Here is a 14,301-nt window from a genome sequence, read left to right as displayed (position 1 = left end):
CCAGTTCGCGTGGCACCGCCGCCGAAAAAGTCCCGCGCCCCCGGAAAAGATCCGGCCCGGGTTCTTGCCCGGACCATTGACGGGCAAGCGCTTTCCCTCTACGTTCCCGTTCGAAGTTACGAGCGACTTTCGATATGTCGAACACTCGGACATCCCGGACACCCCGAACGTGCGCAACCCGTTGTCGACGAACACGACGAGCAGATGGGGCAGGGCATGGGACGACCTGGCCTGGATCGCAGGCACTTTCTGGCCGCCGCCGGCGGTCTGACGGCCGCGGGCAGCTTCGGCTTCGCGGCGCTCGGCACCGGCGCCGACGCGCTCACCTCCGGAGCGGACACCCGGGTGCGCTACTGGAACCTCTTCAGCGGCGGCGACGGCTACAACATGATCGCGATGCTGGACTCCTTCCGCAGGGACAACCCGGGCATCGACGTGAAGGACTCCACCCTCCAGTGGGGCAGCCCCTTCTACACCAAGCTCGCCATGGCCGCCGCCGGCAACCGCGCGCCCGACCTCGGCGTCATGCACCTCGGCCGCGTCACCGGCTTCTCGCCCGGCCGCCTCCTCGACCCCTGGGACCCCGCCCTGCTCGCCGAATACGGCGTGCGGGAGGCGGACTTCAACCCCGAGCTGTGGAAGCGCGCCGTCGTCGACGGCAAGCTCTACGCCCTGCCCCTCGACATCCACGTCCAGCTCTGCTTCTACCGCAAGGACGTGCTGAAGAGGGCGGGCCTGCTCGGCGACGACGGCCGGATCGTGCCGGTCACCTCCACCGGCGAGTGGTTCGACGTGCTCAAGGAGGCCAGGAAGGCCACCGCGAAGGGCCTGCAGACCATCGGCCTGTGGCACAGCGACCAGAACTTCCAGTGGTGGTTCTTCGTCGCCTTCTACACCCAGCTCGGCGGCACCTGGTTCAACGACGCCGAGACCGAGGTCGCCCTCGACACCGACAAGGCCGTCCAGGTGCTGGAGTTCCTGCGGCAGCACATCACCGACGGCTACGCCGACCCCGGCTTCGGCGGCACCGCGGGCGCCGAGCAGTTCGTCAACGGCTCCCCGTTCGCCTGGGAGGGCAACTGGTCCGTGCCGACCTTCGACGCCGCGCGGGTCGACTACGGCGCCACCCCGCTGCCGCCCGTCTTCGGCAGGCGTGCCACCCACGCCGAGTCCCACTCCTTCGTCCTGCCGCACCAGGCCGACCGCGGCGGCCCCGCCAACGAGGGCGCCCACCGACTCGCCGCCTACGTCGTCCAGCACGCCCGGCAGTGGGCGGCCGGCGGCCACATCCCCGCCCACACGCCGACCCTGTCCACCGCCGCGTACCGGAAGCTGCGGCCGCAGAACGAGTACGTCTCCGCGATGGATCACCAGGCCACCGAGCCCAAGGTGTGGTTCGCCGGGTCCACCGGCATCCTCGCCCAGCGCGTCGGCCCGATCGTCGTCTCCTCGACGACGGGCTCGGCGAAGCCCGAGGCCGCCGCCCGCCGGATGAAGAGCACGCTCGCCGAACTCCTCGCCATGAAGAACCCCATGGACCGCCGCACGGCCGCGCAGGGAGGTGCCGGCGCATGACCGCGAGCACCGAGACCGTCGTCCGCCCGGCGCGGGCGGGGACCGCCGCCCGCAGCGTCCCCCTCCGGCGCGGGCAGGGCTTCCAGCACGGCGGCTGGTTCGTCGCCCCCTTCCTCGTGCTCTTCGTGCTCTTCGTCGTCTGGCCGCTGCTGCGCGGCCTCTACCTCAGCTTCACCGACGCCAACATCTCCGGCGACGACGCCCACTTCATCGGTCTCGACAACTACCGCGAGGCGCTCGGGGACCCGCTGATGTGGGACGCGTTCGGCCACAGCGCGTACTTCACGCTGCTCGTCGTCCCCTGCATCACCGTCCTCGCCCTCCTGCTCGCCCTGCTCGCCCACCACATCGAGCGCGGCAAGTGGCTGTGGCGGCTCTGCTTCTTCCTGCCGTTCCTGCTGCCGTCCACCGTCGCCGGAAACCTGTGGCAGTGGCTGTTCAACCCCGGCACCGGCATGGTCAACCACGTCTTCGGCCTCGACACACCGTGGCTGACCGACAAGTCGTACGCCATGCTCGCCGTCGTCATCACCACCCTGTGGTGGACCGTCGGCTTCAGCTTCCTGCTCTACCTCGCCGCGCTCCAGGGCATCCCCGCCCACCTCTACGAGGCCGCCAGGCTGGACGGCGCGAACGCCTGGCACCGCACGGTCCACATCACCCTGCCGATGCTGCGCAACATCACCGGCCTCGTCGTCGCCCTGCAGATCCTCGCCTCGCTCCAGGTCTTCGACCAGGCCGTCGTCATGCAGGACTTCGGCCCCGGACCGGAGGACTCGACCCGCACCTTCGTGCAGTACACGCTCGAACAGGGCTTCACCAGCTACCGCGTGGGCTACGCCTCCGCGATCTCCATCGTCTTCTTCGTGCTCATCGCGGCCGTCGCCCTCGCCCGGATGTGGCTGCTGCGCAACCGTGAGGAGAGCGGCCGATGACCACCGCCACGGCCCGGACGACCCGGCCCGGGCCCCGCCGGGCAACGCCCCGCAGGGCCTGGACGCCCGGCCAGATCGTGCTGACCCTGCTCGGCACCGCCGTCTCCGCCGTCTTCCTCGCCCCGCTCGCCTGGGCCCTGTTCACCTCGCTCAAGTCGGAGACCGAGGCGGTCGAGGTGCCCACGCACTGGCTGCCGCACGACTGGACCGGCCAGGCGTGGACGGCCCTGTTCGAGACCGGCAACATCACCGACTGGTTCGTCAACTCCCTGGTCGTGTCGGTCTGCGTGACGACCGTCGTGCTGCTGGTCGCCGCGCTCGCCGGATACGGCTTCGCCCGCACCGAGTTCCGCGGCAAGGGCGCCCTGATGGGCGTGGTGATGGCGGGCCTCATGGTCTCCCCGGCCGTGCTCGGCGTCCCGCTGTTCACGACCGTCCAGCAGATGGGGATGGTCGACACCTACTGGGGCATGATCCTGCCGCAGTGCGCGCCCGCCGCGATGGTCTACATCCTCTACAAGTTCTTCCAGGGCGTCCCGCGCGAACTGGAGGAGGCCGCGTTCCTCGACGGCGCCGGCCGCTGGCGCGTCTTCTTCACGATCATCGTGCCGCTCTCCCGCCCCTCGCTCGCGGCGGTCGGCATCTTCACCTTCATCAGCTCCTGGAACAACTTCCTGTGGCCCTACATGGTCACCAACAACCCCGACCTGATGACCATGCCGAACGGCATCGCGACCGTCATGAACTCCTACGGCATCCAGTGGGCCCAGCTCATGGCCGGCGGCCTGATGGCCGGCCTGCCGCTGATCGTCGTCTTCGTCTTCTTCCAGCGCCAGATCGTGGCGGGCGTGGCACACACGGGCCTCGCCGGCCAGTAGCCCCCTCACCCAGCCCCGAAGTCCCGAAGCCCTGAAGCCCCGCAGTCCGGAAGTCCCGCACTCCCGAAGTCCCGCACTCCGGAAGTCCCGAAAGGAACAGATGCGCACCGCCCGTTTCACCCTCGACCCCGCCTTCACCGTCGGCGCCGTCAACCCCCGCCTCTTCGGATCCTTCGTCGAACACCTCGGCCGCTGCGTCTACACCGGTGTCTTCGAACCCGGTCACCCCGCCGCGGACGCCGAGGGTCTGCGCGGGGACGTCCTGGACCTGGTCCGGGAACTCGGCGTCACCACCGTCCGCTACCCCGGCGGCAACTTCGTCTCCGGCTACAGGTGGGAGGACTCCGTCGGCCCGGCCGGCGACCGCCCCCGCCGCCTCGACCTCGCCTGGCGCTCCACCGAGACCAACCGCTTCGGCCTCTCCGAGTACATCGCCTTCCTGAAGAAGCTCGGTCCTCAGACCGAGCCCATGATGGCCGTCAACCTCGGCACCCGCGGCGTCGCCGAGGCCCTCGCGCTCCAGGAGTACGCCAACCACCCCGGCGGCACGGCCCTGTCCGACCTCCGTGCCGAGCACGGCGACAAGGACCCCTTCGGCATCCGGCTGTGGTGCCTCGGCAACGAGATGGACGGCCCCTGGCAGACCGGCCACAAGACCGCGGCGGAGTACGGCCGCCTCGCCGCCGAGACCGCCCGCGCCATGCGCCAGATCGACCCGGACGTCGAACTCGTCGCCTGCGGGTCCTCCAGCCAGGCGATGGAGACGTTCGCCGCCTGGGAGGCGACCGTCCTGGAGGAGACGTACGACCTCGTCGACCACGTCTCCCTGCACGCCTACTACGAACCCCACGACGGCGACCTCGACTCCTTCCTCGCCTCCGCCGTCGACATGGAGTCGTTCATCGAGAACGTCGTCGCCACCTGCGACCACGTCGGCGCCCGCCTCAAGTCGAAGAAGCGGATCAACCTCTCCTTCGACGAGTGGAACGTCTGGTACATGGCCAAGACCCAGGCCGAGGTGAGCGCCCTCGACTGGCCCGAGGCACCCCGGCTCCTGGAGGACAACTACAGCGTCCTGGACGCGGTCGTCCTCGGCTCGCTCCTGATCGCCCTGCTGCGGCACGCCGACCGCGTCACCGTCGCCTGCCTCGCCCAGCTCGTCAACGTCATCGCCCCGATCATGACCGAGCCGGGCGGCCCCGCCTGGCGCCAGACGACCTTCTTCCCCTTCGCCCAGGCATCGAGGTACGGCCGCGGCGAGGTCCTCGACGTCCGGGTGGACTCACCCACGTACGAGACGGAGAAGTACGGCGAGGCCGACCTGCTGCACGCCACCGCCGTGCGCGCCGAGGACGGCACCGTCACCGTCTTCGCCGTCAACCGCTCCCGCACCGGGGCCCTCCCGCTGGACGTCGCCCTCAGCGGCCTGGACCTCACCGAGGTCGTCGAGCACAGCGCCCTCGCGGACGCCGACCCCGACGCCCGCAACACCCTCGCCGAGCCCGACCGGGTCGTCCCGCACCCGGTGGACGGCACGGCCCTGGGCGACGGGAGGCTGACCGCCGTCCTGGAGCCGCTGTCCTGGAACGTGATCCGGCTGCGCTGAGGCCCGCCCCGGATCAGCCGCGGCGCGTGCCGGGGGAGCCGGGGGAGCCGGGGGAGGGGACGGGCTCGACCGGCACCCCTCCGGCCGCGCCGCCCAGCAGCTCCAGGCGGACCGGGCCGGGCCCCGGCGGGGTGTCGCCGCCGGACAGCACCGCGAGGGCCAGGGTGTTGGCGGCGGCCCGGGTGCGCAGGATGCCGTTCGGCAGGACGAAGGAGGGCGGGGCGCCGGTGCCGCCGCCGGTGTACTCGCCCAGGTTCCAGCCGTTCAGGAAGACCTGGACCCGGCGGTCGCGGTCCGGGGAACCGTCCAGCACCAGCCCCACCGGGGCGTCCACCTCCGGCGGGACGTCCAGCCGGAACGTGGTCCGGTACCAGGTCACGCCCTGGCGCGGCTCCTCCCGCGCGGCGGCCGCCGGGGACACCGCCTCCCAGCCCGCGTCGTCGTGGCCGGGCAGGTGCCAGCCGTACCGTTCGCCGTACAGACCGCCGTTGTTCAGCGGCCCGCGCACGGGGTCGGGGGCGGCCGCGCCCATGATCCGCCAGGTGACGTCGGGTGCCGCCCCCTCGAAGCGCGCCGCCGCCAGCCCCCGGGCCGACCGGTGGGCGTTCTGGGCGTGCTGGGTGCGCCGGACCAGGACGGACAGGACGGCGGGCGCGTCACCGTCGCCCGTGCGCCGCGCGCGCAGTGCCGCCCGCAGGGCCCCGGGCAGCCGGAAGCGGGCGGTCCCGGTCCAGGTGCCGCCCCCGTCCTCGGCCGCCGCGCCGCTCACCCGGTGGGTGCCGAGCGGCTCCCCGTCCAGCCAGGCCATCAGCAGCCCGTGGGCGCCCGTGCGGTAGGACAGGGAGACCGACTCCAGACCCGCGGCGCCGGTGAGCCGGCCCCGGTACCAGACGTCGCCGTAGTGGAAGCCGTAGTCGTCGGCGAACAGCACCGGCTGCCCCTTCGGCACGGGCGTCGTGCTGCGCGAGGTGCGCCGGTCGGCGACCGTCCACCCCTCGTCGCCGTACCCCGGCCGGGACTCGGGGTTCTCCGACCGCCGCCGCCAGCCGTCCAGCGCGGGCAGCACCAGCTCGGGCACGCCCGGCAGCGGCCACACCGCCATCAGGCTCAGGGCGCGGCCGAAGCCCGACTGCACCGCCTCGCCGTTCCAGGAGATGCCGGTGATGCCGCGCGGCACCCACGCCTCCAGCTCCCGCTCGCCGACCGTGTCGCCGGTCAGCCGGACCGTGGCACCGTCCAGCACGGCCCCGCGCAGCAGCTCCGGGCCCCGTACCAGGATCCGGCCCGACGGGGTCTCGTACGGCCACAGCCGCAGGGAGGCGGCGTCGTCGGCGAAGAGCAGCAGCATGGTGCGGTCGGTGTCGGCGCTGCGCACCCGCACCCGGGTCAGCCGGTCCTCGGCGAGCGGCACGGTCACGTGCAGCCTGCGGTCCTCGAAGACCCAGGCCGCCTCCTCGTCGAGCCGGGTCGGCCAGGGATCGTCCGGGCAGTCCAGGACGAGGCGAGCCTGCTCGCCGGCCCGCCCCACGAACGCGGTGATGTCGAGGCCGCCGACGCTCAGCGACAGCATGGGCTGCACGTTGGCGTACGCCAGCTTCCGGCCGGAGCCCAGGTGCAGCCCGGTGGCGAACAGCTTGGCGTCCCGGGCGGGGACGGTGACCTCCACGTCGGTGCCGCCCATCGGCAGCGTCGAGGTGACGTCGGCGGCGGAGTCGTTGCGCAGGACGTAGGCGTGGGCGCCGGTGTCCGGGTTGGCCAGATGCCGCACCGCGACGCGGGCGTCCGCGGCCCGGACCTCGTCCGCCTCCTCCAGCCGGGCGAAGTCCGGGACGTGGCGCAGCAGGTGCCCCAGCTGGTGGAGCGGGGCGAGCGCGGGGGTGGGCCGGCGGGCCGCGTCGATCGCCGCGGTGGGGTCGTACGCCGGGGCGGGCGCCGAGGGCGCGGGCAGCCAGCCCCACGAGGTGCCGCCGAACGCCATGCGCACGTTGTGCAGCGTGATCCCCTGCGCCAGGTGCGAGAAGTGCTCCCGCCGCGCCTCGGCGGCGTCCCGGGCCCCCGCCACCTCGCCCCAGGCGAGCGGGGTGTCGGCGTGCAGCAGCGGTACGTCGATGCCGTCGGCCCGGATCCGCTCGTGCAGGCGGGTCAGCCCGGCCCGCTCGGCGGGGTCGAGCCGGTACAGCAGGACCGTGCCGGTGCCGCGGGTGAACTGGTGCCGGGCGACGATCGCGTCCACCCGGCGCAGCCACTCGTCGGCGTGGCGCAGATACTCCCGGTCGGTGGCCCCGCCCCGCCCCCCGGTCGCCGTGAGCCAGCCGGGCAGGCCCCCGGCGTCCACGTCGGCGCCGATGTAAGGCCCGGGGTGCAGCACGACGTACAGACCGCACTCGGCGGCCGTGCGCAGGAACAGGCCGAGGTCGCGGACGCCGGTGAAGTCGTACGCGCCGGGGGCCGGGGAGTGCTCGTTCCAGGCGAGGCGGACGCTGACCGCGTTGTGGCCGTAGGCCCGCAGCTTCTGCAGCACGTCCCGCCACAGGGACGGGCTCGGCAGCCGGAAGGGGTGCAGCTCGCCGGCCCACAGCGCCAGCCGCCGGCCGTCCACCAGCAGCGAGTACCGGTCCAGCGCGACCCGGTGCCGCGCGCCGTCGGCCTCGGGCGGCCCCGGCGGCGGCCCGGTGGGCACGGGACCGGCGGCGCCGGGCAGCGCCGCGCTGCTCACGCTGCCGCCGAGCGCGAGACCGAGGACGGTGGTGCCCGCGAGGGCGCTGAACGCTCGTCTGCCGAGCCTGTTGAGCTCCAAGGGAGCCTCTCCTGGTTGCCTGTACTCCTGGTCCTGCCGCGTACGCGGGACCGCCTGTGCCGGGTCATTGTTCCAGCGGACGCCACAATGGTCCGCATGAGGATCTCGGCGCGTGCGGACTACGCGGTACGGGCGGTACTGGAACTGGCCGCCAGGCAGGAGGACTGCCCGGTCAAGGCGGAGGACGTGGCCGCGGCCCAGGACATCCCGCACAAGTTCCTGGAGGGGATCCTCGGGGACCTCAGGCGCGGCGGCGTCGTCGAGAGCCGGCGCGGCGGGGGCGGCGGCTACCGGCTGGCGCGGGACGCCTCGTCCATCACGGTCGCCGACGTCATCCGGACGGTGGACGGCCCGATCGTCTCGGTACGCGGCGAGCGCCCCACGGGCCTGGTCTACACGGGCACGGCGGGCCCCCTGCTGCCGCTCTGGGTGGCCCTGCGCGCCAACGTGCGCCGGATCCTGGAGGGCGTGACCATCGCCGACCTCGCGGCGGACGCCCTGCCGCCCCCGGTACGCGACCTGGCGGCGGAACCGGCGGCCTGGGAGAACCCGTAGGTCACCGCCGGGTGCTGGGGAGGTGGCTGCGTCCACCGACGGTCATTCTCGACCGCACGCGGGCCGGACCGTCGTTGCCCGACCACGCCCGCACCTGCCTGAGCCGTCCCCGAGCCGTCCCCGAGCCGTCCATGTGCCCGGCGTGCTCAGCGCGACCCGGTCCGCGGGTGCGCGCCCGCCCGTTCGAGTTCCTGCCGGACGGCTTGCTCGTCCTTGCCGTGCGCCGTCTTCTCCAGACTGTGGTCGTCCACCCGGGAGAAGCGCTCGCCGCGGGCGACGTCGTCCTCGCTCAGGGTGCGCCCGCACCACTCTCCTCGGCCGACGGTGCCCTGGTCGTAGGGGACCGAGGCGCCCTCTCCGAGGACCACCCACTCGTCGGTGGCCCACCGGAGGGCGAGGAGGTAGGTGTGGCCCGGCTCCAGCCGGGGAGCCGCGGCGGTCGTCCTCTTGGCGCGGTCGCCGCTCTCGCGGTAGACCCGCCAGCCCGCGGCCACCATCTCGAAGTCCTGGCCCAGGGCGTGCCGGGGCTGTCGCGAGGACCACAGCACGTCGTCCGTGCGGAAGGTCACCGCGCGGTCGGTCTGGTACTGGATCGCGCCCTCTTCGAAGTCGCGCCGGTTGGTGTCCTTCTCGGCCGTCGGCGTGGCCACGACGACGTGGTCGGCGCCGGCGACCCAGTCCTTGGCGGTCTGCGAGGGGTAGTCGTCGCCGGGGAATCCGCAGCCGACCACCGTGTCCAGGCCGCCGTCGCCGACCAGGACACCGGCGGCTATGCCCGCCAGCGCCAGGACCGCGCCGACGGGACCGCTCGCGGTGCGTTCCGCCCAGGTCGTCCGCATGCCCAATGTGCTTCCCTCCGGATGGTCGTGTCTCCGCCTCCGCGGCAGAAGCTGATACGACCACTCTCGAAGGAGTGCGAGAGCCGAGGTCGACGCGCGCAGACGTCCGACGGGTTAGACAGGCACATCGCGGGGCGGGTTCCACTTCGGCCGGATCAAGATCACCGGTTGGTCCCGTGCCGGGTCGAACCGGCGGCAGGCACTGACGACGGCGTACGCCGTCAGGACGTGCTCGGGCGGCACAGCAGGGGTTTGTCCAGTTCCGAGCAGGGGCGGTGGCCCTCGGCCCGGATGATGTCCTTGCCGACCTCGTCGGCGAGGTAGCGCAGGAAGCCCGCGGCGATCGAGTCGGCCGGCGGTTCGCCGTAGGTGTAGGCGATCTCCGTCTGCCAGTACGGGTACGCCCCCTGGTCGGCGCCCTCCAGCGTGGCCGGGTAGCCGTCGATGCGGATCTGCCGGACGTCGTCGTGGGCGGCGGCCGCGCCGACCTCGCTGTGCCCGAGGGCGCCCGGAGTCGCGGCCACCGTGTCGAGCAGCGTTCCGGTGCTGCCGACCTCGCAGCGGCCCGGCCGGTCCCGGTCGAGGCCCGCGCAGTCGGCCGTGGTGACCCGGGGCGGGCCACCGCCGTCGAGGACCTGCTGTTCGAGCGTGGTCCGGGTGCCCGAGCCCGGGTTGCGGCTGACCAGGTGGATGGGGACGTCGTTGCCCCTGACCTGGCTCCAGTTGGTGACGGTCCCGGCGTAGATGTCCCGCACCTGCTTCAGGGAGAGGTCCTCGACGCCCGCGTCCGGGTGGACCACCAGCGTGAACAGGGACAGCGCGACCGGTCGGGGCAGCAGGCGCGGGCGCCCGTCGGACTTCGGGCCGTCGCTGAACGTCAGCCTGCTCCCGAGGCCCCGGCCGTCCGGCAGCCGGGCGTCCGCTCCGGCGGCGGCGAGGGCACCGAGGCCGTCGACGCTGCCCTTGAACGAGGTGGCGGTCAGCGGGATGTGGGCCTCGGGGCACGTCTCCTCGTACCGCTTCGCCGCCTCCCGCAGGACCGGCGCGAAGGCCGTCGAGCCCGACAGGTGCAGGGTTCCGGTGGTGCAGTCCAGCGGGGCGGCCTCGTCGTCGCCGGCCAGGGTGAAGGCGGACTGGGTGGCGCTCACCAGGATGAGCGAGGCGAGCAGCCAGCGGACCTGCCGGGAGGCGAAGGGGTAGTACGCGGTCTTCTTGATGTTCCCGCCGCGCACGCCGCCGACGACCCCCGCGGAGACCTCCGGCTCGGGGAACTCGGGGTCGCTGAAGCCCTCCTCACGGTCCAGGACCGCCAGGACCTTGTAGTGCGCCCGGCGGTTGAGGATCACCTTCGGCAGGCTGATGACCCTGCCCGTGGTCTCGAAGCCCTCCGCCCCCGGCACGAAGAAGGTGGGCGGCACCTGGGTGCTGCGCTCGGTGACGGTCATGCCGACCACGCGGCGGCCCGGGAAGGCGATCCGTATGCCCACGGGGTCGTTGGCCGGAGCGACGTAGTCGGCGGCCACGAGGGGGCGCCAGCCGGCGTTCTCGATGCGCAGCAGGACGACCGAGGGGTCGCGCAGGTTCGTGCCGTCCCACTGCATGCGCTGCAGCACCGTGGTGTCGGGCCCCGACGCGGCCGAGTCCCGGATCGTGGTGTCCAACTGGACGCGGTAGCCGAGCCGTTTGCGGCCCGCCAGGACGAACTCCCACAGGGCCGCCGCGACCGGCACGGCCAGACCCAGGATCGCGGCCAGTGACCCCCAGGACACACTCACGTCCGGCTCCCCCTCAGGACGGTGACACGGGAGGCCATGGTGGCGGGGGAGGGGCCGGAACGGGCGCGGAAGCGGAGACTCCCCCGTTCGAATTCACGCGCGGGTCATGTACGGCTCCTGTACGCCACCCGCTGTTCAGCGGCGACGGCCCCGCCGGCCGGTCAGCCGACCTGGCCCATGCCCGCCGCGTTCGGCCAGTTCTGCGGCCCCGGCCGGCCCGCCGCCTGCACCGACTCCAGCCCGTTCGTGCCCCGCACCTGGGCGGCCGTGAGACCGCCGCGGGCCGGGACGCCGGGCGGGGTGGGGCCGGTGGGCGGCGGGTACGCGGCCATGGGCGAGGCCATCGGGGCGACCGGCGCCGCGGCGACCGGCACCGGCGCGGGGGCGGGCGCCGGGACGGCCGCCGCGGCGGGCACGGGCTGCGGGTACGGCGCCGGCTGGGGGACCGGCACCGGACCCTGGTAGGGCACCGGCTGGGGGACCGGCACCGGGCTCTCGTAGGGCGTCGGCCGGGGGACCGGCGGGGCGGCCGCCGCCATCGGCATCGGCACCGGGCCGACGGTGGCCGCCGCCGCGGCGACGGGCACCGCGGCGGGGAGCGGCGTACCGGTGCCGACGGCGGGAGCGGCGATCGGAGAAGCGACCGCGGCGGCGGCCGGAGCGGCGCCGATCCCGGGGAAACCGGCACCCGCGCCCGCGCCCGCGCCGACCCCCGCACCGTTCCCGGACCCGATGGCCGCAGGGGCGCTCTGCGCGGTGACCGCGCGCATGCCCTTCCCGTTGGTCTCGCTCATCAGGCGGTCCACCGCCGCCGTGCCCGAGCTGTAGCCGTTCCCGGCGGCGGGCTCGGGCACGGCGGCTCCCCTCCCGGCCCCGTAGAGCACCTGCTCCATGCCGGACACCAGACGGCGAACGTCGGGCTGGGGGCGCACCACGAGACGCAGGAAGCGGCTGGACGAGCCGATCTTGTTGCCGCACTCGCGGACCAGGACCCGGTGCTCGGTGAGCATCCGGTCCCGGACGACGGTGCCCTCGGCGCCCACGGGCAGGCGTACGAAGAGGAAGTTGCCCTGCGAGGGGTAGACGGTCAGGCCGGGCAGCGCGGCCAGCTGCCCGGACATCTCCAGGCGGTCGCGGCGGACCTGGTGCAGGCTCTGCGCGTACTCGGCGCCGTGGTCGCGCAGCATGAACACCACGTGCTCGGCGAAGGAGTTGAGGTTCCACTTGGGCAGCATCGAGCGCACCCGCCCGGCCAGCGCCGGGTTGGCGACCAGGTACCCGAAGCGGATGCCGTGCAGCCCGAAGTTCTTGCCGAGGCTGCGCAGGACGACGACGTTGGGCCGCAGCATCGCCTCCTGGACCACGCTGGGCTCCGCCTCCGCGTCGGCGAACTCCAGGAACGACTCGTCGATCACCACCAGGTCCCGGTCGGTCATCGCGTCCATGAACTGCACCAGCGCCTGCTTGTTCTGGTAGCCGCCGTCGGGATTGTTGGGGTTGCAGACGACCACGGCCCGGGTGCCTCTGGCCCGGATGAACTCGGCGTACCGCGCGAGGTCGAGGGTGAAGCCGCTGGACTCCTGGAGCGGGAACATGTCGACCCGCTTGCCGGTCTCCATGGGCTGGTCGGTCCAGCGGCCGAAGGTGGGGACGGGGACGGCGAGGGACTCCCGGACGAGCAGGTGGTCGATCCAGGTGATCAGCTCCGTGGAGCCGTTGCCCATCGCGACGCACTGCGGCGGCAGTTGGAGCAGCCCGCACAGCTCGGCGGTGATCGTGTCGGCGCTGCTCGGGTAGTACGTGATGATGTCGCGCAGCCGGCCGGCCATCTCGTCGAACATCGCCGGGGTGGGGAAGTACGGGTTGCAGGGGATGCAGAAGTCCACCGGACCGGCGCCCGCCGTCTCGCCGCTCTCCCGCGCCAGCGCCGCCATCGAGGGGCTGTGCGCCGTGGTGCTGCGGAACAGCGAGGTGACGTTCCCGGACAAATGGACCTCCGTAGGTGGGCGGCCCGCGCGTAGGGACACGAGCCGCCGATGTATACGGGGATGGCTGGGGTGCCGTTCAACGCCTGTGAAGAAATTGTGCGCTGAGAGGTTTCAGCGCCTCACAGGCGCGCTCCCCGCACGCTCACGCCCCGAACGAGTGCACCGTCGACGTCCGGTACGTCTCGCCGGGCCGCAGCACCGTCGACGGGAACGACGGCTGGTTCGGCGAGTCCGGGAAGTGCTGCGTCTCCAGGCACAGGGCGTCGCCCTGGCGGTAGAGGGAGCCGCCGGTGCCGGTCAGGGTGGAGTCGAGGAAGTTGCCCGAGTAGAACTGCAGTCCGGGCTGGTCGGTGGCGATGCGCAGGGTGCGGCCCGAGGTGTGCTCGCGCAGGGTGGCGACGTGCTCGGGGCGGTCGGTGACGCCCTTGTCCAGGACCCAGTTGTGGTCGAAGCCCTGGGCGGCGACCAGTTGCGGGTGGGCGTCGCGGAGGTCCCGGCCGACCGGTTTGGCCCGGCGGAAGTCGAAGGGCGTGCCGGAGACCCGCGCCAGCTCCCCCGTGGGGATCAGGCCCGCGTCGGTGGGCGTGTAGCGGGAGGCGGCGATCGACAGCTCGTGGTCCTCGACCGTGCCGCTGCCCTCGCCGGCCAGGTTCCAGTAGACGTGGCTGGTGAGGTTGACGACGGTGGCCCGGTCGGTCGTCGCCTCGTAGTCGACGCGCCAGTCGCCGCGCCGGGTGAGGGTGTACGTCACCTTCGCCCGCAGCGTGCCCGGGTAGCCCATCTCGCCGTCGACGCTGGTGTAGTGCAGCACCAGGCCGGTGTCCGGGCCGTCGGTGAACGGCTCGACGTCCCACACCCGGTAGTCGAAGCCGAGGGCACCGCCGTGCAGGGAGTTCTCGCCGTCGTTGACGGAGAGCTGGTACTCCTCGCCGTCCAGGGTGAAGCGGCCCTTGGCGATGCGGTTGCCGTACCGGCCGATCAGGGCGCCGAAGTGGGGACTGCGGGCGACGTAGTCGTCGAGGTTGCCGAAGCCGAGCGAGACGTTCGCGTGGCGGCCCCGCCGGTCCGGGATCTCCAGGGACTGCACGACCCCGCCGTACGACAGCACCTTCATGCGCGTGCCGCCGTTCTCCAGCGACCAGCGGTACACCTTCGTCCCGTCGGCCAGCCTGCCGAAGAGTTCCTTCACCGGTTTCCCGCCTCCCGAGGCGTACGCCGTGCCGCCGGCCGCGGCGGCGGTGAGGCCGGCCGCGGCCGCCGACGCGATGACCGCTCGTCTGCTCAGTTCCATGTGCGGCTCCTGTACTTCCGTGAGAAGAAGCGGGCCCCGCCGCACCCGGCGGCGGGGCCCGA

The 14,301-nt window shown here is 73.1% G+C and carries 10 protein-coding genes; 5 read left to right on the top strand and 5 right to left on the bottom strand.

Features of this window, described 5'->3' with window-relative positions:
• The first annotated feature begins 216 nt into the window (after positions 1-216).
• The 4 genes from IG94_RS0110400 (at position 217) to arfA (ending at position 4,994) form a co-directional block, all read left to right on the top strand.
• A complete protein-coding gene (locus tag IG94_RS0110400; protein ID WP_031033771.1) occupies positions 217-1,575 on the top strand; it encodes an extracellular solute-binding protein in 1,359 nt (452 codons plus the stop codon).
• Positions 1,572-2,510, top strand: a complete 939-nt coding sequence (locus tag IG94_RS0110395; protein WP_031033770.1) for a carbohydrate ABC transporter permease — start codon at positions 1,572-1,574, stop codon at positions 2,508-2,510. Before IG94_RS0110400 ends, IG94_RS0110395 begins: the two co-directional genes overlap by 4 nt.
• Complete coding sequence (locus IG94_RS0110390; protein WP_031033769.1) at positions 2,507-3,388, top strand: carbohydrate ABC transporter permease; 882 nt, start codon at positions 2,507-2,509, stop codon at positions 3,386-3,388. Before IG94_RS0110395 ends, IG94_RS0110390 begins: the two co-directional genes overlap by 4 nt.
• Positions 3,389-3,488: 100 nt before the next feature.
• On the top strand, positions 3,489-4,994 hold the full coding sequence (gene arfA, locus IG94_RS0110385; protein WP_031033767.1) for an arabinosylfuranosidase ArfA: 1,506 nt from the start codon (positions 3,489-3,491) through the stop codon (positions 4,992-4,994).
• A 13-nt stretch (positions 4,995-5,007) separates the two neighbouring features.
• Here arfA and IG94_RS0110380 read toward each other — a convergent pair whose 3' ends face one another.
• On the bottom strand, positions 5,008-7,791 hold the full coding sequence (locus IG94_RS0110380; RefSeq protein ID WP_031033766.1) for a beta-galactosidase: 2,784 nt from the start codon (positions 7,789-7,791) through the stop codon (positions 5,008-5,010).
• Positions 7,792-7,887: 96 nt separating this feature from the next.
• Here IG94_RS0110380 and IG94_RS0110375 point away from each other — a divergent pair, with 96 nt between their 5' ends.
• Positions 7,888-8,346 (top strand): RrF2 family transcriptional regulator, encoded by a 459-nt coding sequence (locus IG94_RS0110375; protein WP_031033764.1) that lies wholly within the window; start codon positions 7,888-7,890, stop codon positions 8,344-8,346.
• 146 nt (positions 8,347-8,492) lie between these two features.
• On the opposite strand, the gene IG94_RS0110370 is transcribed toward IG94_RS0110375, so the two are convergent.
• The 4 genes from IG94_RS0110370 to IG94_RS0110350 all read right to left on the bottom strand — a co-directional run bounded on the left by IG94_RS0110370 (position 8,493) and on the right by IG94_RS0110350 (position 14,239).
• Positions 8,493-9,185 (bottom strand): hypothetical protein, encoded by a 693-nt coding sequence (locus tag IG94_RS0110370; protein WP_031033762.1) that lies wholly within the window; start codon positions 9,183-9,185, stop codon positions 8,493-8,495.
• 221 nt (positions 9,186-9,406) lie between these two features.
• Positions 9,407-10,960: a substrate-binding domain-containing protein gene (locus IG94_RS0110360; protein WP_031033759.1), complete on the bottom strand. Its 1,554-nt coding sequence runs from the start codon at positions 10,958-10,960 to the stop codon at positions 9,407-9,409.
• A gap of 161 nt (positions 10,961-11,121) precedes the next feature.
• On the bottom strand, positions 11,122-12,948 hold the full coding sequence (locus IG94_RS0110355; protein ID WP_031033757.1) for a pyridoxal phosphate-dependent aminotransferase: 1,827 nt from the start codon (positions 12,946-12,948) through the stop codon (positions 11,122-11,124).
• Positions 12,949-13,090: 142 nt separating this feature from the next.
• Positions 13,091-14,239, bottom strand: coding sequence for an aldose epimerase family protein (locus IG94_RS0110350; RefSeq protein ID WP_031033755.1), 1,149 nt, complete (start codon positions 14,237-14,239; stop codon positions 13,091-13,093).
• Positions 14,240-14,301 lie beyond the last annotated feature (62 nt).

It is taken from the genome of Streptomyces olivaceus (assembly GCF_000721235.1).
Taxonomy (GTDB): Bacteria; Actinomycetota; Actinomycetes; order Streptomycetales; family Streptomycetaceae; genus Streptomyces; species Streptomyces olivaceus.
Note: the sequence above shows the minus strand (reverse complement) of the source record. Positions and strands in the feature narration are given on the sequence as shown.

Bases quoted from the DNA above. Each gene is read 5' to 3' on its own strand.
- IG94_RS0110400 (WP_031033771.1), top strand. From the start codon at position 217: ATGGGACGACCTGGCCTGGATCGCAGGCACTTTCTGGCCGCCGCCGGC.
- IG94_RS0110350 (WP_031033755.1), bottom strand. From the start codon at position 14,239: ATGGAACTGAGCAGACGAGCGGTCATCGCGTCGGCGGCCGCGGCCGGC.
- IG94_RS0110370 (WP_031033762.1), bottom strand. From the start codon at position 9,185: ATGCGGACGACCTGGGCGGAACGCACCGCGAGCGGTCCCGTCGGCGCG.
- IG94_RS0110375 (WP_031033764.1), top strand. From the start codon at position 7,888: ATGAGGATCTCGGCGCGTGCGGACTACGCGGTACGGGCGGTACTGGAA.
- IG94_RS0110395 (WP_031033770.1), top strand. From the start codon at position 1,572: ATGACCGCGAGCACCGAGACCGTCGTCCGCCCGGCGCGGGCGGGGACC.
- arfA (WP_031033767.1), top strand. From the start codon at position 3,489: ATGCGCACCGCCCGTTTCACCCTCGACCCCGCCTTCACCGTCGGCGCC.
- IG94_RS0110390 (WP_031033769.1), top strand. From the start codon at position 2,507: ATGACCACCGCCACGGCCCGGACGACCCGGCCCGGGCCCCGCCGGGCA.